This is a genomic window from Rhizobium sp. Rhizsp42 (assembly GCF_047304155.1).
GTDB lineage: Bacteria > Pseudomonadota > Alphaproteobacteria > Rhizobiales > Rhizobiaceae > Rhizobium.
This window is the reverse complement of record NZ_JBGLYS010000017.1, coordinates 96,998-116,977: the sequence shown is the minus strand read 5'-3', so window position 1 is coordinate 116,977 and position 19,980 is coordinate 96,998. Positions and strand designations below refer to the sequence as shown.

Here is a 19,980-nt window from a genome sequence, read left to right as displayed (position 1 = left end):
CCCGCAGTTCATAGCGGGGCGGATCCGGTATAAAGTAAATCATGCCTTGGCGCCCTCCAAAAGCTACTTAGAGCAGCTCGCGACAACTCTCCCGATTACTCCGCTCTTTTAGAGGGCGAACTTTATACCCGCAACAGTAGAATTACCCTTATACCGCGCGGATTCTAGTCGCCTTATTCTCCATGGTTGATTATGATTAACGTATCGCCAATGGGGTCTCGTAATGGCACAGAGCATTTTCCTGGACGGGGAGAGCCTCGTCCTTCCCAATGCAATCCGTCAAGCGGCCATTGGGGTTGAAGCTCCAGATCTCACGGGCCTGTCCTCGGCGGAAGCCGAGCTCGCACTCATTCTCCAACTAGCTATCCAACAGTTCGTATCCGGCGTTGAGCCGTCCATGACTGTCGCGCGACTGGCGCGTTCGCTGCACGACATGCGTCGCGCCCTTCACCCAGCTGTGTGGGATGAGATTGTTCCAATGGCTCAGTCTCATCCCGTCGCGGAGTACCTGCTTCAAGATCCCTTGACGGCTTGGTCATTCGCGAAACCCCGCGGCTATTCTGGTGATGCGCATCTCCTGGATTTCATCTATGGGAGCCCTGAGGTGCAGGCAGACATCGCATCGGCGAGCAAATTGGGACGAGGGATATATAACTACACCGTCAATGCATCGTCGTCCGTCGCGGTGAGAGAACGTCGGGACATTCTTGCCCGTCGTGTCGACGAGTTTGCTGGGGCCGGAGCTAGCCCGATTGACGTGCTTGCCATCGCGTCGGGGCATCTTCGCGAAGCGTCGCTATCCAAGGCTATCGCAGCGAAACGTGTCGCGCGGTGGGTCGCCCTGGATCAAGATCCTCTCAGCGTCGGCCTCGTGGCTCGCGACTTCACTCGCACCGTTGTCGAGGCGGTGAACGGCTCGGTGAAATCGTTGCTGGCTGGGAAGCACGCCCTTGGCATGTTCGACTTTGTGTATGCGGCAGGCCTGTATGACTACCTGCCTGATCCTGTCGCAATCAGGCTTGCTAAGAAATGCATCACCATGCTCAAGCCTGGCGGGACATTCTTGTTCGCGAACTTTTCACCCGAGACAGATGTAGACGGGTACATGGAAACATTCATGAACTGGCGACTGCTCTTGCGATCAGAACACGACATGGCTCGCCTGGCGACGGAGTGTGCTCGTGGCGTCGATGTGGATGTGTCGGTCTGGTCCGGGTCGAACCGGAGCGTCGTCTATTGCGAAATCACGAAGAAGCTTGAGGGCCAAGGCCCATACCGGTGACGACGCGGCGGGATCGCGCGGCCGGGGACAAATTGTTCCTCGAAGCCCGCCAGCGTTCAGGCCATGGTGAGCACGGCTGCTCCGTGGACTTGGCCGGCTCGTAGCTCCGTCAGCGCTTCATTGGCATTTTCAAGCCGGTAAGGGGTCGAGACAGTGCGAATGTTGGCCTCGCGCGCGACGGCGAAGAACTCTCGGGCGGAGAAGTTTTCAGACGCCGGATCGGCCGTCCGAGCGGACCCATTCGACATATCCAGTCTCTGCTTCATGGGAGCCAATGTTGTTTCGGGGTATGGCACCGGTGTTATCGTTCGAACCGGCGCGGGAACTTTCCTTGGTCAGCTTGCGTAAGATTTGGCCGGCAAACAGGTGCCGACCGCGTTCGATCGAGGCGTGGCGCGGTTCACTTGGATGATGATAAGCTTCATTCTGGTGATGGGGCCGGCAGTCCTCCTTATCAACGGCCTTACCAAGCATGATTGGCTGGAGGCTCTGCTTTTCGCTGTTGCCGTCGCGGTCGGGCTGACCCCCGAAATGCTTCCCATGATCGTTACCGTCAACCTCGCCAAGAGCGCGGTGGCAATGTCGAAGCAGAAGGTCATCATGAAGCGGCTGAACGTCATCCAGAATATTGGGGCGATGGACGTCTTATGCATCGAAAAGACCGGTACGCTGACGCAGGACCGGATCATCCTTAAACGGCACCTCGACATTCTTGGCAAGGAATCCGACGACGTTTTGCGATATACCTTCCTCAACAGTCATTTCCAGTCGGGTCTGCGGAACTTGCTGGACGAGGCCGTCCTTAACCATGTTCACCTCCACGGCGGACTTGGAACCGAGGAATACGCCAAGGTCGACGAGATGCCGTTCGACTTCTCGCGGCGCCGAATGTCGGTTGTTGTCGCCGCCCCGGCGGCCGCCATGTGCTAATTTGCAAGGGGGCGGTGGAAGAGATCTTCGCCGTCTGCGCACGGTATGCGCTGGATGGCGAGACCGGGGGCCTGGATCCGAGCCACCGCCAAGGCTGAGACCGAGCTGCTGAACGCGGACGGATTTCGGGCTGTCGCGGTCGCGTTCAAGGTGTTCGACGGGAAGAAACAGGATTACGGTCTAGCAGACGAAAGCGAACTCACTCTTTTAGGCTACGTCGCGTTTCTCGATCCACCGAAGGAATCGGCGCGCCAGGCCGGGAAGAGGTGACGTCAATGAAAGCCGCGGCCGAATGGGCGCGCCTTTGGGGCGGCTTCGTGTCGATGCTGGGACCGGCCTCGAAAGGGCTCGCGGCTTGAGCTCACTGAGGGGTTTTCCATGCCGCGAGCTACACCCGCGACGCGTCCTCAATCCGCCAGCCGAAAAACCAAGCCTCCGCTCTCAGCCTCCAGCCTTCTACTTCCTTCCGCGAGCAGGCGTTTTCAAGGTGGGGAAGCACAGGATTTTCACACTCGGAAACGCCTAGTACTCTCGCATTGATTCCGCGTTGCTGCCAATCCATCATCGCTTCAACATCACAATTCATCAGATCCTCATGATCATGGCCGACGCCTCTTGGAGCGTTGCAACCCGCCAGACTTCTGCGAGCCCAATCTTGCCCGGAGCTTGCGCATGCGTTCAAATCGCTGCGAATGCTCCTACCTTACCACTCCAAGTCATTACGAATATTTGCGTTTGGGAAGTCATCGGTCGCTGGATCGATCCTTGGATCTGATCGCCTTTCACGGGTCATGCCCCGCTTACCTCGGCAGTTGCCTCATGGTGGACTCGCGTTCAATGTCGGCATCTCGATAACAGGAATTACCCGGATGCTGTTCGGGTCGCGCCCTCTCGGGCCACGGACAGCGGCCGACACAACCATCTTGCCAATTCCTCGTAAATCGCAACGTTCAGGCGAAATAAAGCAAGAAAAACAGGATCTTGCTAACATTCACCTTAATCGCCTGATAACATCCAACTGTTACTCCTCTCTCAGGAGGCGATGAGGCCTATCATCTTGGCATGAAGCCGCGCACCGCCGGTGGAGTCCATTCTCTTGATAAAGTATAACCGCGCCCAATTTGAGCTTCTCATTTGGTCTGGTCTATTTCTTGTTGTTTTCGGGTTGGCCCTGCGTTTCAACGGTCATGAAGCGCTTGACCATTTCTTTCAATCTCATGAGCAATACGATCTCGATGAAGTCTTCACGGCCATTAGCATAGCCGGCGCGCTTGGCCTTGTTTACTCCCTGATTAGAATGAAGGACCTGGCGCGTGAGATCGAGCGGCGGATCGCGGCGGAGAAGAACGTCGACTGGATTGCCTGCCACGACCCGCTGACCAATCTACCAAATCGACGGATGTTCGGCGCTCTTTCCGCGCGTCCCGCGCCTGGTGCCGTCAGAGATCAATACGCGGTATTCAGTATCGATCTTGATGGCTTCAAGAAGATCAATGATCTTCTTGGACATGCCCATGGCGATGAGGCATTAAAGATTGTTGCTGAACGGTTATCCGCCATCTTCCCGGGTAATGACGTCTATCGAGTGGGAGGGGACGAATTCGCTGTTGTCATCAAGATTCAGGGAGATCAGGATCTCGTGGCCGTCGCGCGACATATCGTCGAGATCGTCAGCAAGCCCATCGTTACCAACGGAGCGACAGTGGACATGGGCGCCAGCGTTGGGCTCGCGCTCTATCCCGAGGACAGCGATGAATTCAAGACCGCCCTGCAATATGCGGACTGCGCCATGTATGCCGCCAAGAAAGCCGGCCGAAACAACGTGAGGACGTTCGCATCATCCATGCAGCAGGACTTGGTTGCGCGTGTACAGATGGAGGCCGCGCTAAAGAAAGCGCTTAACGATGGACGGATTCGCCCCCATTACCAGCCGCTCGTTGACTTGAAGACGCAGGAGATCGTCGGCTTCGAAGCGCTCGCCAGATGGGAGACGGAATCGGGCGCGTTCGTTTCTCCCAGTGACTTCATACCCGTTGCCGAGGACGCCGGCCTCATTATCCCGATCACCGACTACCTGTTCGAGACGGCATGTCGCGATGCCCTATCATGGCCGTCGCACATCACACTTTCATTCAACATTTCGCCCGTGCAATTGAGTGACCGGCTACTCGGCCTGCGTTTGTTAAATGTCATGAGAGAGGTCGGCCTTTCTCCCCATCGCGTCGAACTTGAAGTGACGGAGAGCGCGCTGATCCAGGATACGGAAACGGCGCGCGAGGTCCTCAGCGGCCTGACAGCCGCCGGGATCAAAATCGCCCTGGACGACTTTGGTACCGGGTTCTCGAGTCTTTCGCAGCTGTCCAACTACCAGTTCGATAAAATCAAGATCGACAAGAGTTTCGTGGCGACGTTCGAAACCAACGAGAAGCAAGAGAAGCTCGTCCGTGCGATCATTTCGCTGGGAACTGGCCTGAGCGTCAAGATTACGGCGGAAGGCATCGAAACGCAGACGCAACTCCAAAGACTTCGGGAGCTAGGCTGCGATATTGGTCAAGGTTATCTTTTCGGCAGGCCCGCACCGATCGATCAGGTGACCGAGATTATCCGGCGGCGCCCCGCCGCGTCAGCATTTTCCCGGACAGAACCGGATGATGCGCCAGGACACGGCGGACTGAATCAGGTGGCGCCTTGGTGGCAACCGGCACAAGCATCGGTTCCGTTCCTGGCCAAGCAAGGATAACGCGAGAGTGAGCATCAATCGGACACATATTGGGAGAAACGTGTATCGCACCTAGCGGAAGCCAGTGCCCCGGTGTGGTCGAGACTAGACGGAGAGCGTTCGGAGGCGTGCAGATCCAACCTTCGTTCCAATGTCGGTCGCGTCTCCAGCCAGACAGGTTGATGCCGTAGCCGTCGAGGCGGACTTGAGCGATCACGCGCAGGTCCAGCGGATCCGCGAGGTGGCAGCAACGACATTTGGGCGGGTCGACGTTTGAGTAGACAACGTCGGCGTGGGAGCCAACGGATACTCTTGGGATATCCCGGTGGAGGATCACGCCCGCCTCATCGACGTTATCTCAAGGGGCTGGTCCCTCATACGGCCCTGGAGGGGAAGTGACAAGTCAGCTGGAAGCACGGTGTCGGGCCAATTAAGATTGATACGGCCCTCGCCCGTTGCATGCGCGCGCTACGACGCCTCTAGGACGGCCTCCACGGTCGTCGATTTCTCCTCCCCGGAAAGGATGAGATCATGGGTTTCGGCAAGAGCGGTCAATCTTTGAGCAAAGGTCGTGTAGCTCCCGGGATCGGACTTTCTAAAGGACTGGTGCGCGATTGCCTGGACGAGCGCGAAGCCATTCTTCACACGGTGGGCCAGCTCGTGCATGAGGAGGGAGCGTTCCTCCTTGATCCGTTCAGCTTGGAGGCGCCAGGCTTCGAATCCGTCTAGGAGGCCGTCCAATGTCGCGCCAACGGCGTGCAGTTCGTCGTCGGTGCCATCCTTGTTCGCGCCCTCGTCTTGCCGTCGCGCCAGTTCCGCATGACGGCCGCGATATGGAAGATCGGGATTAAACTCGACATCGCCACCACGGGCGCGAGAGCCGCGACCGCCACCGTCACGAGTTTTCGTCTCACGAGAACTCCCCTCGCGTGGCAAATGGATAGCACGCGATCTTAGTAAAAGCCATCGCAACGGTTGCCCGGTGGGTTTCGCACCTGGTCGAGCGGTGGCGCTTTTGAAAGATTGACTGGTACGCTTCTTGCTTCGGACGTGCGTAGCAGCACTTGCCGGGGAGAAGTGTCATGGAATGCTACAGATCACGGACGTTTTTAACTTTAATCCTGGTCGTCCACCAACGAACGATCAGGATAAGGACTTTGCCCGACGCCGCGAACGCACTGCTCACCCACTGGGACGAACATGACGGTGAGGAATATGTGATCGCCGTGAAGGAGTGCCTTGATGCGATAAGCGGAGAAAGCACCACTGAGCATGCCAGGGCCGCGTTCATCCGAGCGGCGGAAGAGGCTGGCATGGGGGTCATCACGCTCGTTTCACCCATACATACGTCCACGCGAGACGAAAGGACCGCGGCATGATCCGTATGTCCCCGTGGACGACACTTAGCGAGCGCAACGCCGGGGGGACCTCGATCAGGCAAGTCGATCAAGTTTCTTTAATTCAGACGCAACCTTTACGCACGCCTCCGTCCATCACGCGCCCGATACGAGCGAAAGCAGCGAGACCATCATCGTTGAGCATCGCATCGAGCAGCTGTTTGACGGCCCAGATGTCGCGGATGCCATTGCCAGGTTCGCCGTCAACCGCCAACTTTAATGGTAAGGTGGATGTTTCGGTCTCCTCCGCGAGGGACATCCTGTTTCCCGGCAACGATAACACGAGCGACCCGTCATCCCATGCGACACCTTTAACATAGCCTTATCGGTGCGGAGGGTCTCAAGGGACCAACAGCACGGCCCGTCGCTTTCCAATTTCCCTTGGTGCTCGAACGCGGGGAGCGCTTGGTTCGCGAAAGTTGGGTGTGAGCCCCCGAGGGCCAGGAGCCTCACGGAGAACTGCTGGAAACAGGCACGAACACGCGAGCGGGCGACGGATGTTCCGGCGTCATTATCAGAACTCCGCATATAGCGGCGATGGCCATGAGAATAACGACGAGCGGGAAACCAGTTCCCGAGCACTTCTCTTCTTGATGGATCATGACGTTCCTCCAGCGCCCCCGGCGGCGCATGACGCCGCCGGGTCCGCGTGCTAGTTCTCGATGATGTAGACGATCGTCAGCGCGTCTGGATCGACGATCACGATCCGACCATCCGCAAGGAGGAAGAAGCGGTAACCTTCGTACGCCGGTACGATCTTCACGATCCGCGGCGGCAACCGTTCAAGGTGAACCCTCTTGGGAATCGCGGTGCCAACGGACACCGAGAAGTCGACTTCCTTAACCGGGGCGACGTGGACTTCCTGGATGACCTGTCGGATCTCAGTTCGCTGTTCGACCGTTACATTGACGTTGGCTTTGGTGTTGGTCGCCGAGTTGCTGGTCGTCGTGTTGTTGTTGACCTTCGTCTCGGAAGAGTTCTTGTTAGTCGACGAATTCTCATCGGCGGATTGCTTCGAGGGGTCGTTCTGGACGCTCGTGCCGGAAGTGTCGGAGCCCTGGGCTGCACCGTTCCTCGACCCCGCGGTCGTATCGCCACCACTCGACTCGGACTTCTGCTCCGTTGTCGTGCCACCGGAGGCATCCCGCGGCTCAGGCTTCTTCTTCATGTCGGCGGGTAGTTTTCCGGACCCGCTTCCCTCACCCGTCTGCTGGCTGGCGCTCTCTTGCGCATCACCCTCCTCGCCGCTCGCGGGCGGAGTTGCCGCCTTCGAGCGCGGACATCCGGACGCGCCAGGCGAGCAGTCGGTGACGGGTGCACTGGAACCAGACGCCGATTGATCGGATTGGGGCGCCGAGCCAGCGCCCGTTGAACTTGATCCAGACTGCGCCGCGGTTTGAGCGTCAGACCGTGTTTTCGTGGCGGTCTGGGCTGTCGCCGGGGCGACCGCGAGCGGCGCGACGCTTAGCGAGAGCGTGGCGATGACGGTTGTGAGATGCAAGTGCTTCATGATATCCTCCAAATACTGAAACGAAGGCGGCCCGCGTCAAAATTTCGCGACGCGGCCCGCGTTGAGTGATGGACGGCCGGCGCCGCCTAGACCATCACGACTTGAAGCCGCTACTGGATGACCTGGATGACCTTGCGGGTGGAAGGCTCGACGATAACGCGCTCGTCGTTGACGATTGCGTAGGCGTAGCCAGTTTCATCGGGGATCGGGGTCACGACGACCGTTTCGGGAAGGGCCCGGCCCACGACGATCTTTTCCTTGACGACCACACGTTCCTTGGGAGCCGGCGCCTTTTGAACAAAAGTGATGACCTTTTCCGACGGCATGGCCGATTGCGCCAATGCCGCGCTCGAGGTGATTAGCACGGCGGCCGCGATTGCTGCTGCTCTGATGTTCATGAACTTTCCTCCTTGCCAGCGGACCATTCCGCTGGGAGGCCAAACCCTCATCAAGAGCCCGCGTTCCACGCCTGGGACCTCAGTCCGGGGTCCGCCGGACCTTGGTCCGACGCGGCCTAAACCGTCGTGTTATCGCGCGGGAACGCGGTTCAACATCCGGTCGTGCACGTTCTCGAAACCCACGATCATGGCGGCGATCGATATAGCCTTGTCGCGATGTTGAGCGTTAGAGATGAAGCCCTCCAGAACCGCTACGGGACCGATCATGTTGATCGTGATCGCGCTCCCGTCGAACATGGGGTCCGCCGCGAGCGCGGCCTGAATGGTCGCGATTGTTGACGCCGAGCTATGACCCTGTGAACAGCAGTCTTCGTGACTGAAGCTATCTGAACCGAATTTCATGGCGACACTCCTTCAAGCTCTTCTTTTGAAAAGCCACGGGTTGATACCTCGTAAGCGCGCCGGAAGCTCTTCTGTTCCACGGCTGGGACTTAGGTCCATACGGGCGAACCATGACGCCGCCTTTCGTTTGGTCGGGCCCCCGGATGTGTACCATTGGTTTTAGAGGGAGCGGCCAGGCCGCATGATAACTTGCAAGAATTCACTCCAGCCATGTTGGCGATGGACGCAAGGTAGACGATCCCTAGTAACGCAATCCAAGACATGGCCGAGGCAGTGTTGGTTCAATCGCCGCCATTCGCGTTTGTCTAGGCCCTGTGTGACGACCAGACGCCACGCGAGGCACGATCGGGCCCCCTATCCACGCCGCGGAGGATGACGCTGCCAATGAGTAATCGCGCTAATCTCCTGGCACCAATGAGCGCCGTCTGCCGTAAGGTCACACCGCAAGAGCGCGCTCTCGCGATGCCATCCAGGCAAGCATCTAGGACCTTGGTCCCAGGAGCTGAACAAAACAGGGTTTCGGGTATTTCCATCCCATCACAAAGGAGGAAAGTCATGTCGTTTGAACCGGAATTCCTTGCCCACGAGCAGCTGACCACGGTAAAGACCGCGATGTCCGCTGAGCTGGGCGGTGACAGCGGGTTTATCTCGGTCAGCATGATCGGCAGGAGAATTCTGCTGGAGGGGTATGTCACCGATTACGGCGATCGCGAAAAGGCGATCACCATCGCGTCCATGATTGCTGGTCCTGAAAACATACAGGATAGGCTGCGTGACGTTGAGGAAATGGCATTCGCGTCGCTGGTCCTGGAACTCTCTCTCCCGGAGGTCACGGCTCATTGAAGCGGACCAGTCCCCCTGGTGTGAAGAAATGCCGGTACAGCCAAACACCTGGTGGACGACGAGATTCGCGGGGGGCGGGCTTCGTGGTAGGCGTTCTGCGATCTCACGACCGTCATCGCCCTTCGCTTGCGAGGCAGTTGTCTTTTTGGTTCCACCTCGCGATGGGGCCGCGGGAGTGTCCCGCCGCGAAATCATGGCGGACCGGACACGCGAATACGCGCCGAAGCCAGCCGTTTCGCGACAGCGAATGGAAATAGGCAACGGCATGGGAGCCGACCCTCACGAGCTGACCAAGCTCGGCTGACGCCAGGTCAATCCGCGCTCCATGTTCAATGGCGACTGTCTAGAATGGTCCAGGCTTGCGGCGGCGTTTACCGCTCACCAGGCGGCCTGGAACATATTTCGCGGCGGCAGGTTTTTATCCGACGAGCTGGTCTCCAGTGTACCTTGGCAAGTGGAGGGCACGAGGTCCCTCAACGCCGATTGGCCCTCCGTTCTACTCTTCCATGAAGACCAAACGCCTGGGTTCCGGTCCTCAGGGATCTGGTTATTCTCTTGTGGTGAGCAGCGGAGAAGCGCGTCCCCTCCTCCCTGGTCCACAGATAGCGCTCAGTCTTGGAGGGTGTGACAGACAGGACACGAACATCTGCTGAACGGAACGGGGCCCTGCCCGAAAGGGGTAAGCCCAACTGACTTACGCCTCTGTAGCGTGGTTGCCGCTGGATCGGCTTTTCGTTTACGTGGCGTTGACATGAACGCCGGCCCAGCAAATGCCCGCCGTGAGCATGAAGCTCATGGCGGGCGATCATTTGAGGGCATGATCGGCTATGACTTGGATGCCAGGCCACAACATTTGAAGACATGGCGTGGCGGTAATCATGGTTCGCGCGGACGGAAGTGTTTCACTTCAGACGGTCCCGACTCGGGGTTACGCAGGTTTTTTTCGTGGCACACTCCGGCTTTATTTTCCAGGACCATGGAACCTACGTCGTCCTGCCGCGTTAAAGTCGCACTCTAGATCAGCGCCATTGCCCCGCCATCGCGCGGGGCTCCTTTTTTCCCACACCTGGAACGGGGCCTCCCGAGACTCAACCGCACAGGGTGGAGGAGCCTTTGCTCGATCATCAGGGAACAAGTGCGGAGCATCATCGAAAGGGCAAGCGGACAGGCCGGTGTCGTGACTACGTGGTTGCCGCCGCCGCCGTCGCGATCTTGATGATCTGTCGTGGATGGCTGATTGGCTAGGTTCCATCCGACCAAACCCCCTCATCCATTTTCGCTCGAGGAGAGGGGCCAAGTAGCGGACGCAATGCTTGGCCGAACCGTACTCGATGGCGTCGGGTGAAAGCGACGTTGCCTCCCGACCGTCGACACGTGCCGATAAGGCGCTATCGGCGAACGGCGAGCCCCGCCAGCTTTAACCGACGTGGAAACGCGCGAGGTTCCGCACGGAAAGCTTCAAACAGAGTACAGCCGGACCACGCGATCGGCCCCGCCGCTTGAGCGTGTATTTCCTCGGATCAACCCAGAGGCAGAGGCCATTGACAAGTCAGCGATCGTATCGTTCGAGAAGTAGGCGCATATGAGTGTTCTGTGCATGCAGCTTTTCCGCCAAACGCTCCCGAAGCGCGTGTATTTCCGTATCGAGCGCGATGGCTTGATCAACAACGGCGACTTCATCGGAACGGCTGGCGTCATGGGAAACCGAAGCGACCTTGTTGGGTTTTTTTCCTGAATGGGCTGTCCGCTTCTCGGGCGCCTTGTTGTCCAAGTGGCCGGCGGCGCGCGAAGGGTTCGGCGCGAGTGGCGTCGACGATGCCTTGACCTCGACAGGGCGAGGCATCGGCTCTTCTTCGTGCTTGGACGAGACTTCGGTTTGCAAAGGCCGGATGCGGGGGCCGTCGTCCGTCGCGTGCCGCTCCTCCAATGGCGCTTGTGGTTCTTCCGCCGCGATATTGACACGGATCGAAACCGTGTTGGTATCGGCGCTTCTCGGGTCGGTCAGATTCGTCCGAGGCTTACTCTCACGGGGCTGTGCCTTCTCAGGTGCCTGAGCACCATTGTCCTCGGCTTTGTCGGGATGCCCGGGGGATCCGTCCGCCTTGCCGCGCGAGGCAAAGCCTTTCAATACCTGCCATGGCGATCGCATGGATAATACTCCCCGACTCGTTATCGTCGGGGTCATTGTACTAATCCAACGACCGGACTTGCAATGCAAGCCCGGTCTTTAGATGTGGGTGAACTGATTGTTGAACCCAGGGTGCTTGCTATCAGGACATACCGAGCTTTTTACGAAGATCGGCGTTCTCGGCGCGCAGTTTGTCCGACAGGGACTTACGCAGCTTTTGGTTTTCTTCCTCCAGCTTCAGCAGTTCCGAAAAGCCATCGGTGTTGGAGGTCGCGGCCGCCGTTCCGCGCGGCGCGCGCTTGGCCGGCTGGTTCTTCGCGACTGGGGTTGCCTTTTTCGCGGAAGCCGGCGTCTTGACCGCCGGCGCGGCAACAACCGTCTCGCTCGCGGGAGCACTGCTCTTGCGGGGCGCGCGGGTCTTTTTGACTGGGGCGCTCACCGACGAGCCAGAGACCGCTTCCGGGGCGGACTTTGGTTTGCGGGGCGCGCGGGTCTTCTTTTCCTTGGCCTTGGCGGGTGCATCTACGGATGCAATCTCGGCCGCGGGAGCAATGTTGGTTTCGTCAGCCATCGTATCAATCCTTGAGAACTATATAACCATTCGCGACAGTACTTAGTCTGGGACAGTATACACCCCATGTGGTTTACAACTTGTTGACAATGATTCGCTGAACGCGCCCACGCATGTCGCCATGCGGATTGATCCAAACGACATCCAGACTTGGTCGAGCGACCCGTGGACCGGCAACCGACCTCCTCGATGAACCCTCAGGTTCACGGAAGGTGTCGGCGGCTCTTCCTCATGGCTTGAGCGCGGGTTGATTTCAGGTGCGCATGATGTATCGATGTGGCTGCATCTCGCGCTACGGTTCAACTGGGTGAAACTATAGGGTAATATGATGCCAACAGGCACGGTTAAGTTCTTCAACGATGAGAAGGGCTTCGGCTTCATCACGCCCGACAATGGCGGCGCGGACGTTTTTGTCCATGTTTCCGCGCTTGTTCGCGGAGGCTCACTCGGCCAAGGCGAGAAGGTCGAATACGAAGACGGTCAGGATCGGAAGACCGGAAAATCGAAAGCGGAACGCGTTTCCGTTATCTAGGACTGGGGGTTGGCGCGAAAACCATTCTACAATCACCGGCTTCTCTCAGGCATTCGCAGGTACGCGGACTGTAGGGATCGGGGGCGAGCTCGGAGTCGCCTCCGTATCATGGTACCATCCTGGAAATTCGAGCTTCGCGGCAAGTTTCTCTCTCCATTCTTCATCTCCCAGACACGCCACGCCGTGGTTTGACCGTCTCCCATGCCGAGCATCGGCGATATCATTACATTCGCTTTCAATCCCACCGCATGGACATCACGGTTGTTGAATGCGAACTTGTCGCGCCTCGCGATTCCCTGCTCGAGAACCGAGGCTATCCAGCCATGAGTGGCTAGTAGGCGGCATGCGATGGAAGCAAAAGGAATGATGGAAGAGTTGTCTGACGTATCAATGATCAACCGCGCGCTGAAGGTTATCTGCCGGGAGCTTGGGGTTGAGCGTGATCGAAAGTTGGTCCTTCAGATTGCCACTCTATTGGTCCGCCTTGTAAAAGAGGGCCACTCGCTTGATACCGATCACTTGATTTCCATCGCCAAAAGCCAGTTATCGGACATTACTGGCACATCCACATCCGAGCACCCCGCGTCATCCTAGAGCCGCTTTGAGGCGCGAATGCCGTGAAGCGACCAATTGAACGGCCGCCCTCGGGGCTCGAAAGTGAAGCACGCGGCATCGCTGGGTGTGCAAGTGCCACACCCTTATCGCGGTTCGATGGCTCGCGCGTTAAACCCGGGCCGCGCGCTTACCACCGTGCAATATTTCCAGTTGCGGAAATACGCGAAACAAAGCGCCTTACGCAACCCGTCTAAAGGGTCTGCTAAGCACCTCCCAGGCTTAAACAATCCGGCAATTTTTCATTGTTCGTGAATGTCGCTTGAGCTGTCGAATTATCAACCCTTTTGGTCAGCAAGCACACATCCAAGAGCTAACATCAGGTTTCTATGAACTGCTCCGTAATGCCGAAAGGACGTCTATATCGGCTAACCCGGTAACCGTGAAACTTTTTATCCGTCGACGTGAGGTTGGCTAACCTGTTGGCCACATAAGTTCCAACTATCGCGACTGGGAGGGTGCGGCTAAGCCGTCGGATCGCCAGCTTTGGAGGCAAGCGTTCCTTTGCCGTCAGTGGGCCGCCCCCGCGGCTTCATCTGGTCGGGAAGCACCGCGCGGCGCTTCCCTCCAACAAACACTCGAAAGTCAAATTTCAGGGCAGCCTCGGGCGTTGGCGAACACGATACGGTCAGGGCCGCGGCGCGTCATACCTTCGATTATAATCCTGCGGGAATTCGCGCTAGCGATTCGAGCGCGTCGAAACCCTTCGTCACGCGCGGCATCCAAAGCCTCGTCGGGGCTGCACCCGCGCCCTCTGTCATAGCCGTCGCGGTACCGGTCAGGATATCGATCACGATCGCGTACATCGACGCCGCCAGGCCCGACACGCAGTTCCAAACCCTGGCCGGCGGCCGGCAAAACGGCAACCATTAAATCCGCCGCGATAATCGCCGCAGCAAAAGCGTACTTGGTAATCTTGATCATTCTCCATCCTCCAAACTACATTGACCATGAAACAGTGGAGCCGCCTGATTGTTCCCACGACAAAAGTCGCGTGAGTTGTTCGCGACGATTGCTGACCTCGGCAAGCGAAAAGCGCGAATGACGGACGACTAAGCTCGGCGGCTGGATTTGTTTGAGAGCGTATGGGAACGCGGCCCATCGTCGAAGGATCCGCGTGTATTGGAAGCCTCGATTGGAAAGCACGTCAAGCGCGCGGGTTACCCGTTGCCCACGACGATCTCCAAGGCGTTGATGACGGAACCAACCCCCACGATGGATCTGGCAACTTCAGTGGCCCGCTGCGCTTCGGCCAAACTCGACACAGCGCCCCGCAACGTGATCTCGCCGTTCATGTCGACAACCACGATGTCGGAAGGATCAAGGGACCCATCTTTTGAAAGGGCGTTTGCCACCTTCGTTTCCAAGCTTGCGTGGTTGGGCGATTCAAGATCGGACTCAGGTTTAAGTCCGTGGAAGTTCCGTTCACGCGTCACCATCTCTGTTCTCCTTGATCGATCCTGCCAGGCGACATTTAGCGTGCTTTCACCGTATGCCGCGTTGTTCGAGGAACCCGGACGAGCAGGATTTTGTTCCCGCGGTCTGATGAGAGCCAACATCGATCGGTGGCTTCGGTCAGATCCAGTCCTGGCTGGGGCGGAAGCTCAGTAATACCGGATCGATAAAAACGGTCGACCCAACTTTCTCGTCGGCACATAGTGAGATGAAGCGGTTTGCGCGCCGTCGGTCGGAGGAGGATGTCGCGACGCGCGCGATAGTGTAATCTTGGCGTCCAAAAAGTGGGTTTAGCTTCCCGTCTGGTGATCCTTCAGGCGGTCGAGCTCAGGCCCTAAACTTCTCTCGCGCTTACGGACTTCGTCGCATGCGCGCCGATTGCGTTGCTCTCGTTCGGGATGTGAGACCGCCGTCGGCTGAACGAAAGATGATGAGACGAGAGATCGGCTCCACCTATCTCGGACCGGCGGTGGGAAACAATTGGACGGTGTAACGCGACGGCCGCCGATCAAGAACTTTTTTTCGAAGCGCTGTCGGACGCCGGCGCGGCCGAACGTCTTATGGGATGGGCGATAAGAGGAATGGTCCCTTAAGCCGAGGAGGTCTAGATGAAGCAAGATGAAAATGCGGGTGACATCCAGATACAGACTCCGGTCGAACGTAGGGGAGACCGCGAGCTTGTCGCGAAACGAACCTTCAACGCGCCGCCGAATAAGGTGTATAGAGCGTGGAGCCAGGCCAATATCTTCCAGCGTTGGTGGGTCCCTAGGTCGGCGACAGGCGTGCGGCTCGCATCTTGTCACATGGACGTCCGCACCGGCGGTGGCTATCGGCTCGAATTTAGCGCCGATCAGTCGGAAACGGTGGCCTTTCATGGCAAATATCTGGAGGTATCACCAAATGAGCGCATTGTTTGGACCAATGACGAAGGAGAAGCTGGCGCGGTCACGACCGTGAGCTTCGGGGACAACGGCGGGAAGACGCTTCTAACCTTCCAGGAAATCTATCCATCGCCCGAAGCGCTTGACGAAGCACTTGAGGGCAGCGCGGTCGCGTTGCCCGAGCAGTTTGACCAACTTGACGAATTGCTCGTTATCATGGACAGGTAGTGCAAATCGATCAGCGCTCGCGAGCGAGACGGCGGTGATCACTAGCGCGGGTCGTTGCGAGCGGGGAAACCGGGATTGGGCGAAGACGCCGACGATGGCGGACACTACTTGCCAGACCTCCACCTACCGGTCGCTCATGGCGCCTAGCCCGGCACTAAGCGCCTGGCGCGGTCCGACCACGGAGGGTTCATCGGCGACAGGGCTACACGTATCGGGCGAGCAAATGTTGCAGCATCTGGTTTTCCCTGAAAAGCCGATCACGCTCCAGGTTAGCACCAGATCCGGCATGGCCTGATTTTCGAATAAAAGGACGGATAGGTGATGGCTCGCACGATCGATCCGGCGCTATCGGCGTCCGACCGCTGCTAGCGCCATCCGAGCGAAACCCGTCAACGGAAGCGACCCCCGCGAGGCGTCTGGACCTGACGGTGTCTTCCTCGGTGAGGGGTTTCGGGCCATATTCTGGTTGATCAGATTCCAAGATGCGATCTAGCTCGTGAATCCAGTCGATATATCTCTGTCGAAGAGGATGATCGGTTGGCATGTCGCGAACCTTCGCCTCGGCCAATCGTTTCCGGTCTCGGTTCAATGCGACGTCGAATCCCATGTGCCACCCTACGTTAACTTTTGGAACATAGAGTGAACATATGGATCACGCAACGTGAATCCAGCGAATTAAGGCGTTGGGTTCTCGCATCTCGCCCGAGCCGGGCCGAACGAAAGCTCGGTGCGCGTCATGAAGCGATGCGCCTCCTGAACCCTTTGTCGGCCAGTTATCCCTGGGATGCCCGTTGAGATTAAGTTTTTCAGACAGGGAATCAGCATTTAACCGCTTACGCCGATGCGAACCGGGGGGCTAAGGGACGCCACGAGATCATTGAGCGCTCCGAGGACGGCTAGACTAAAGGCCTCGCCTGATTGTCTAGAGCAATCCCCTCAGGCGCTCTTTCCGCCAATCGCTTCACCCAATGTGTCCGCGACGTAGGCACCGCGCTCTCCCATCGGCAACGGTGGCCCCGTGGTCGTGTCCCTGGCCGTCTGGTGTTCAAGCTCCGCGTTGAGCTCGCCCCCGATGATCAGAATGACTATGGACAGCCAGGTCCAAACCAGGAAACCGATAAGCGCCCCCAAAGTCCCATAGGTTGCGTCATAGTTCGCGAAATGCGTCAGATAAAATGAGAAGCCAAGCGACATCGCGAACCAGCATACCGTCACCAGAACGGAGCCCCAACTGATCCACCGAAGTCGGGCCGGTTGGCGACTAGGGCCGAAACGATAGATGGCGGTTGTGGCGACCGCGACAATCATGAACAGGATCGGCCAGCGGACAATCAATGCCATCTGTTCCTCAAACCGGTCGAGCCAGACATAGGAGAGAAGTATGGGAATGATCGCGACGAGTCCAACCATGAGTGTCGCCGAGGCCATCGCGCAGATCGTGAACGCGAGGCCAATGAGGTTCAACCGAATGAGCCCTCGCTTTTCCTCTTCATCATAGGCGACGTTCATTGCGTCGAAAATCGCCAACGTGGCACTGTGAGTGCTCCACAGCGCAACCGCCAAGCCAATAGTAAAGGTAACTCCAAGAGTCGAATTGCGGCTAGCCGTTAAAGTGCCGATCCGCTCCGCGATAAGATCAAAGGCTCCAGGCGGCAGAACGCCCGCCAGCTGACGTAGATGATCCGCCATGGTCGAGGGATCGGCAACTAGTCCATAAAGCGCTACAAGCGCCGAGATCGCGGGAAAAAGACCGAGCAGGAGGTAGAATGTGACGCCGGCTGCGATTAGCGTCACCCTATCCTCCGTGATCTGATGAAAAACGCGCCACAAGACATCTTTTATTCCGTTGATCGGAATTGCCTCTGGCACCTTGGCGTCGCGCCCATGGAGATCAGCAACGACCGGGAGCGCTTGCATGCCTGGTTTGGTCTTTTTGCCCATCATAAGGGAAATACCGATGGCGGCCAGAAAAATTGCTTTTGTCACAACACCTCGTCGGCTCATTTCCTCACTCCGATCGACCACCGTTGATTGGAAAACGCTGGAGCTGTCGAAAAGATGCATGCCGGGTCGGGTCAACAAAGCTTTCGGTTTTGCGGGAGAACTCTTCGAGGCCTGCTGCCCGGCGTTAGATTCAGGTGACCACTTAAATAGCCTGTTTCATCGCCACTTCGAAGGCGAAGAGCCACGGTTAGGTGGGCCGAATGAGATTGCATACCCTTAAGCCCACGATGGCGGATGCGATCTCCGAGATTCGAGCAAGGGCACCCGTGGGGGCATAACCTTCAAGTACGATTATCCCACAGTCATCTGTAACCGTGATGTGAGCGTCCGCCAATTCCGACGCGTAGGCTAGGGCGGAAGATAGCCTTGACGATTGATCCGTGAGGGACGCGCGTGAACTTAAGAACTCGACGGATACGGATTGAAACATGACGATTTCCTTTGCGATAGGTAAACGTCATTCCCCGGTCTTTGTTCATCCGCCATTCATGTCATTCCCACGCCCGTTGGATATCATGTGCTTGTCAGTACAAACTCGCGAGGTGGCGAAACTTCATCTTGACTGGGGTTGACGAAAGCATTGCCGGGCCGCGCGTCTTGATGGATCACGGCTCGATAAAGGACGTTCGAGCCATGAACGATCGGACGACGAGCCTCGTTGACCAGGTAAAGTTTCACGAGCGTGCCAGCGGCGTCACCTACAAACGCGACTAAGCCTCGCACGGCGACCGCGCCTATGCGCAGGCGCGTCAATGGGATACCCACGGCCATGTCCATGAGCGAGGCGACATAGGAAAGCCGCCTCAAGCGGAGCAAATCGTCCGCGCCAATACTCCCTTCAAACCTCGATTGCTCCGGATTGCCCTCTTCCGATTTTGGATTTCCGCCAAGCCGCGCGGAAGTTTTCGCCATCTTGTGATGACTCCTTCAGACGTTCAGTCCGCGCGCATAAGGGAGCCTGGCGTCGCGCTGGGGATGGGCTCCGCGTCCGAATGGTTCCCCTGCGTCATCCGGCCACTTGGTGGCACCACGCCTTGCGTCTGACCAACGTCATCGAATGCCGTTAGCTGGACAATCATCTCCCTCGCGCGAAGAACCGCGTGGTCGCCGTCAAGGCCCCCGTCGCCGCCTGCCATCGTGACTGAAACCACTTCTCGGCCTTCTCCCCTGAATTCCACGGTCACCCTTCCATCCGCAGCGTTGCTGACGTGTGTATCGGATAAGCTGCATCGCGTTGCTCCTTTTGCCGTCAAGGAACAATACGGATTGTCGCGGTGAGTTCCGCGCGTATCCATTTCAGGTCTCCTCTCTCGAAGGTGTGGCGACGGTCCACCCGACCCAACCCACCGTTCCATGGCCTAACTCGCCCGGTATTTTTGACGAAAGGATGCGTTGGCATTTACGTCGGACCGGCGAGGAAGACCGCTCTGGTTTGTCATCGTTTCCACGCTCAAGCATGAGGGTCACCGGTGATCGCTTGCAACCAGGGTCAAGCGAAACGATTGCCGCGAACGTGGTGAACCAATCCGAAACTCCGGCGTTTGGAGAAAAACCAGGAGTTCAAAATGCTTTACGAAGGACCATTCCTCTCACAAACGCCGCCGGAAAGCCGCCATGCCATCGCCTTGGACGCGGCCAATGACGCGGTGTCGGAATTCGTGCGGTTCGTCCGCGACAATAGCATCGGTAACGACCTCGTTGACGAGATCGAACTTCCTATTCCTAAACCCGTCCTGATAGAGGCATTCACGCGCGTGATCGCGGCGGAAGATCGACCCGATATTCGGGCGTTGCTGGTCAAGGCGGGATTGACCTTAAGCCAGTATCACATTGGCCTCGGTGAAAGGATCAAGGTACGCCCGATACCTGCCGGTACGAGATGCCGGGCGTCCAATCCCCACCTCGCGCGGAAATTTGCCTGCGCCCTTCTCCTGACCGCGACCGAGCGGACGCGGCTGACTGAAATTTACCAAAACGCCGTGAAGCTCGCACGGCACTAATTGGGACCACCCGCCCAAATTGTCGAGCGCGAAGCCCCAAGGGCGGCCAATTGATGCTCGACGCAAAGCGACATGGAGCATAATTATC

24 protein-coding genes are annotated in these 19,980 nt (G+C 57.9%); 10 read left to right on the top strand and 14 right to left on the bottom strand.

The features are described from left to right. Positions 1-223: 223 nt before the first annotated feature. The gene (locus ACCD05_RS17735; RefSeq protein ID WP_413394278.1) at positions 224-1,282 is read left to right on the top strand and encodes a class I SAM-dependent methyltransferase; all 1,059 of its coding nucleotides are present in this window, start codon (positions 224-226) and stop codon (positions 1,280-1,282) included. A 56-nt stretch (positions 1,283-1,338) separates the two neighbouring features. Here the strand turns inward: ACCD05_RS17735 and ACCD05_RS17730 are convergent, their stop codons facing one another. After that, positions 1,339-1,530, bottom strand: coding sequence for a hypothetical protein (locus tag ACCD05_RS17730; RefSeq protein WP_413394277.1), 192 nt, complete (start codon positions 1,528-1,530; stop codon positions 1,339-1,341). Between the two features lie 118 nt (positions 1,531-1,648). Between ACCD05_RS17730 and ACCD05_RS17725 the strand changes: the two genes are divergently transcribed. Together ACCD05_RS17725 and ACCD05_RS17720 are read left to right on the top strand one after the other, a co-directional pair. After that, on the top strand, positions 1,649-2,212 hold the full coding sequence (locus ACCD05_RS17725) for an HAD-IC family P-type ATPase (RefSeq protein WP_413394301.1): 564 nt from the start codon (positions 1,649-1,651) through the stop codon (positions 2,210-2,212). 45 nt (positions 2,213-2,257) lie between these two features. Then, entirely contained in the window at positions 2,258-2,482 is a 225-nt protein-coding gene (locus tag ACCD05_RS17720; RefSeq protein ID WP_413394275.1) for a hypothetical protein, read from the top strand. A 118-nt stretch (positions 2,483-2,600) separates the two neighbouring features. Here ACCD05_RS17720 and ACCD05_RS17715 read toward each other — a convergent pair whose 3' ends face one another. After that, the gene (locus ACCD05_RS17715; protein WP_413394299.1) at positions 2,601-2,774 is read right to left on the bottom strand and encodes a CrpP-related protein; all 174 of its coding nucleotides are present in this window, start codon (positions 2,772-2,774) and stop codon (positions 2,601-2,603) included. Between the two features lie 534 nt (positions 2,775-3,308). Here ACCD05_RS17715 and ACCD05_RS17710 point away from each other — a divergent pair. After that, positions 3,309-4,952 (top strand): putative bifunctional diguanylate cyclase/phosphodiesterase, encoded by a 1,644-nt coding sequence (locus ACCD05_RS17710; protein WP_413394274.1) that lies wholly within the window; start codon positions 3,309-3,311, stop codon positions 4,950-4,952. A gap of 447 nt (positions 4,953-5,399) precedes the next feature. Here the strand turns inward: ACCD05_RS17710 and ACCD05_RS17705 are convergent, their stop codons facing one another. Together ACCD05_RS17705 and ACCD05_RS17700 are read right to left on the bottom strand one after the other, a co-directional pair. Then, positions 5,400-5,597, bottom strand: coding sequence for an HWE histidine kinase domain-containing protein (locus tag ACCD05_RS17705; protein WP_413394297.1), 198 nt, complete (start codon positions 5,595-5,597; stop codon positions 5,400-5,402). Between the two features lie 59 nt (positions 5,598-5,656). Next, positions 5,657-5,845, bottom strand: a complete 189-nt coding sequence (locus ACCD05_RS17700) for a hypothetical protein (RefSeq protein ID WP_413394272.1) — start codon at positions 5,843-5,845, stop codon at positions 5,657-5,659. A 168-nt stretch (positions 5,846-6,013) separates the two neighbouring features. Here ACCD05_RS17700 and ACCD05_RS17695 point away from each other — a divergent pair, with 168 nt between their 5' ends. Next, positions 6,014-6,310 carry a DUF982 domain-containing protein gene (locus ACCD05_RS17695; protein WP_111563778.1) on the top strand — a complete coding sequence of 99 codons (297 nt, stop codon included), beginning with the start codon at positions 6,014-6,016 and terminating at the stop codon, positions 6,308-6,310. 82 nt (positions 6,311-6,392) lie between these two features. Here ACCD05_RS17695 and ACCD05_RS17690 read toward each other — a convergent pair whose 3' ends face one another. The 4 genes from ACCD05_RS17690 to ACCD05_RS17675 all read right to left on the bottom strand — a co-directional run bounded on the left by ACCD05_RS17690 (position 6,393) and on the right by ACCD05_RS17675 (position 8,638). Further along, on the bottom strand, positions 6,393-6,587 hold the full coding sequence (locus tag ACCD05_RS17690; protein ID WP_413394270.1) for a hypothetical protein: 195 nt from the start codon (positions 6,585-6,587) through the stop codon (positions 6,393-6,395). A 393-nt stretch (positions 6,588-6,980) separates the two neighbouring features. Then, complete coding sequence (locus ACCD05_RS17685; protein ID WP_413394268.1) at positions 6,981-7,838, bottom strand: DUF1236 domain-containing protein; 858 nt, start codon at positions 7,836-7,838, stop codon at positions 6,981-6,983. Positions 7,839-7,948: 110 nt separating this feature from the next. Continuing rightward, a complete protein-coding gene (locus ACCD05_RS17680) occupies positions 7,949-8,287 on the bottom strand; it encodes a DUF1236 domain-containing protein (protein ID WP_413394266.1) in 339 nt (112 codons plus the stop codon). A gap of 78 nt (positions 8,288-8,365) precedes the next feature. Next, a complete protein-coding gene (locus ACCD05_RS17675; protein WP_111563781.1) occupies positions 8,366-8,638 on the bottom strand; it encodes a BON domain-containing protein in 273 nt (90 codons plus the stop codon). A gap of 555 nt (positions 8,639-9,193) precedes the next feature. Here ACCD05_RS17675 and ACCD05_RS17670 point away from each other — a divergent pair. Then, a complete protein-coding gene (locus ACCD05_RS17670; protein WP_111563782.1) occupies positions 9,194-9,481 on the top strand; it encodes a BON domain-containing protein in 288 nt (95 codons plus the stop codon). Between the two features lie 1,549 nt (positions 9,482-11,030). Here the strand turns inward: ACCD05_RS17670 and ACCD05_RS17665 are convergent. Both ACCD05_RS17665 and ACCD05_RS17660 read right to left on the bottom strand, forming a co-directional pair. Continuing rightward, on the bottom strand, positions 11,031-11,630 hold the full coding sequence (locus ACCD05_RS17665; RefSeq protein WP_112436724.1) for a hypothetical protein: 600 nt from the start codon (positions 11,628-11,630) through the stop codon (positions 11,031-11,033). A gap of 121 nt (positions 11,631-11,751) precedes the next feature. Then, the gene (locus ACCD05_RS17660) at positions 11,752-12,180 is read right to left on the bottom strand and encodes a hypothetical protein (protein ID WP_112436723.1); all 429 of its coding nucleotides are present in this window, start codon (positions 12,178-12,180) and stop codon (positions 11,752-11,754) included. A 328-nt stretch (positions 12,181-12,508) separates the two neighbouring features. Between ACCD05_RS17660 and ACCD05_RS17655 the strand changes: the two genes are divergently transcribed. Beyond that, entirely contained in the window at positions 12,509-12,712 is a 204-nt protein-coding gene (locus ACCD05_RS17655; RefSeq protein WP_112436842.1) for a cold-shock protein, read from the top strand. Between the two features lie 348 nt (positions 12,713-13,060). Further along, complete coding sequence (locus tag ACCD05_RS17650) at positions 13,061-13,306, top strand: hypothetical protein (RefSeq protein ID WP_112987737.1); 246 nt, start codon at positions 13,061-13,063, stop codon at positions 13,304-13,306. A gap of 603 nt (positions 13,307-13,909) precedes the next feature. Here the strand turns inward: ACCD05_RS17650 and ACCD05_RS17645 are convergent. Both ACCD05_RS17645 and ACCD05_RS17640 read right to left on the bottom strand, forming a co-directional pair. Beyond that, entirely contained in the window at positions 13,910-14,194 is a 285-nt protein-coding gene (locus ACCD05_RS17645; protein ID WP_283193935.1) for a hypothetical protein, read from the bottom strand. Between the two features lie 290 nt (positions 14,195-14,484). Then, a complete protein-coding gene (locus tag ACCD05_RS17640; RefSeq protein ID WP_162718164.1) occupies positions 14,485-14,763 on the bottom strand; it encodes a BON domain-containing protein in 279 nt (92 codons plus the stop codon). A 624-nt stretch (positions 14,764-15,387) separates the two neighbouring features. On the opposite strand from ACCD05_RS17640, the gene ACCD05_RS17635 reads away from it, so the two are divergent. Then, complete coding sequence (locus ACCD05_RS17635) at positions 15,388-15,888, top strand: SRPBCC family protein (RefSeq protein WP_112436722.1); 501 nt, start codon at positions 15,388-15,390, stop codon at positions 15,886-15,888. 936 nt (positions 15,889-16,824) lie between these two features. Here the strand turns inward: ACCD05_RS17635 and ACCD05_RS17630 are convergent. Continuing rightward, positions 16,825-17,832, bottom strand: a complete 1,008-nt coding sequence (locus ACCD05_RS17630; protein WP_413394295.1) for a YihY/virulence factor BrkB family protein — start codon at positions 17,830-17,832, stop codon at positions 16,825-16,827. A 573-nt stretch (positions 17,833-18,405) separates the two neighbouring features. Beyond that, positions 18,406-18,804 (bottom strand): DUF4112 domain-containing protein, encoded by a 399-nt coding sequence (locus tag ACCD05_RS17625; protein ID WP_112436721.1) that lies wholly within the window; start codon positions 18,802-18,804, stop codon positions 18,406-18,408. 653 nt (positions 18,805-19,457) lie between these two features. Here ACCD05_RS17625 and ACCD05_RS17620 point away from each other — a divergent pair. Further along, positions 19,458-19,892, top strand: a complete 435-nt coding sequence (locus ACCD05_RS17620; RefSeq protein ID WP_113037615.1) for a hypothetical protein — start codon at positions 19,458-19,460, stop codon at positions 19,890-19,892. Positions 19,893-19,980: the final 88 nt, after the last annotated feature.

Bases quoted from the DNA above. Each gene is read 5' to 3' on its own strand.
- ACCD05_RS17735 (WP_413394278.1), top strand. From the start codon at position 224: ATGGCACAGAGCATTTTCCTGGACGGGGAGAGCCTCGTCCTTCCCAAT.
- ACCD05_RS17730 (WP_413394277.1), bottom strand. From the start codon at position 1,530: ATGTCGAATGGGTCCGCTCGGACGGCCGATCCGGCGTCTGAAAACTTC.
- ACCD05_RS17720 (WP_413394275.1), top strand. From the start codon at position 2,258: ATGCGCTGGATGGCGAGACCGGGGGCCTGGATCCGAGCCACCGCCAAG.
- ACCD05_RS17715 (WP_413394299.1), bottom strand. From the start codon at position 2,774: ATGGATTGGCAGCAACGCGGAATCAATGCGAGAGTACTAGGCGTTTCC.
- ACCD05_RS17705 (WP_413394297.1), bottom strand. From the start codon at position 5,597: ATGCACGAGCTGGCCCACCGTGTGAAGAATGGCTTCGCGCTCGTCCAG.
- ACCD05_RS17695 (WP_111563778.1), top strand. From the start codon at position 6,014: ATGGAATGCTACAGATCACGGACGTTTTTAACTTTAATCCTGGTCGTC.
- ACCD05_RS17690 (WP_413394270.1), bottom strand. From the start codon at position 6,587: ATGTCCCTCGCGGAGGAGACCGAAACATCCACCTTACCATTAAAGTTG.
- ACCD05_RS17685 (WP_413394268.1), bottom strand. From the start codon at position 7,838: ATGAAGCACTTGCATCTCACAACCGTCATCGCCACGCTCTCGCTAAGC.
- ACCD05_RS17680 (WP_413394266.1), bottom strand. From the start codon at position 8,287: ATGAGGGTTTGGCCTCCCAGCGGAATGGTCCGCTGGCAAGGAGGAAAG.
- ACCD05_RS17675 (WP_111563781.1), bottom strand. From the start codon at position 8,638: ATGAAATTCGGTTCAGATAGCTTCAGTCACGAAGACTGCTGTTCACAG.
- ACCD05_RS17670 (WP_111563782.1), top strand. From the start codon at position 9,194: ATGTCGTTTGAACCGGAATTCCTTGCCCACGAGCAGCTGACCACGGTA.
- ACCD05_RS17665 (WP_112436724.1), bottom strand. From the start codon at position 11,630: ATGCGATCGCCATGGCAGGTATTGAAAGGCTTTGCCTCGCGCGGCAAG.
- ACCD05_RS17660 (WP_112436723.1), bottom strand. From the start codon at position 12,180: ATGGCTGACGAAACCAACATTGCTCCCGCGGCCGAGATTGCATCCGTA.
- ACCD05_RS17655 (WP_112436842.1), top strand. From the start codon at position 12,509: ATGCCAACAGGCACGGTTAAGTTCTTCAACGATGAGAAGGGCTTCGGC.
- ACCD05_RS17650 (WP_112987737.1), top strand. From the start codon at position 13,061: ATGGAAGCAAAAGGAATGATGGAAGAGTTGTCTGACGTATCAATGATC.
- ACCD05_RS17645 (WP_283193935.1), bottom strand. From the start codon at position 14,194: ATGGTTGCCGTTTTGCCGGCCGCCGGCCAGGGTTTGGAACTGCGTGTC.
- ACCD05_RS17640 (WP_162718164.1), bottom strand. From the start codon at position 14,763: ATGGTGACGCGTGAACGGAACTTCCACGGACTTAAACCTGAGTCCGAT.
- ACCD05_RS17635 (WP_112436722.1), top strand. From the start codon at position 15,388: ATGAAGCAAGATGAAAATGCGGGTGACATCCAGATACAGACTCCGGTC.
- ACCD05_RS17630 (WP_413394295.1), bottom strand. From the start codon at position 17,832: ATGATGGGCAAAAAGACCAAACCAGGCATGCAAGCGCTCCCGGTCGTT.
- ACCD05_RS17625 (WP_112436721.1), bottom strand. From the start codon at position 18,804: ATGGCGAAAACTTCCGCGCGGCTTGGCGGAAATCCAAAATCGGAAGAG.
- ACCD05_RS17620 (WP_113037615.1), top strand. From the start codon at position 19,458: ATGCTTTACGAAGGACCATTCCTCTCACAAACGCCGCCGGAAAGCCGC.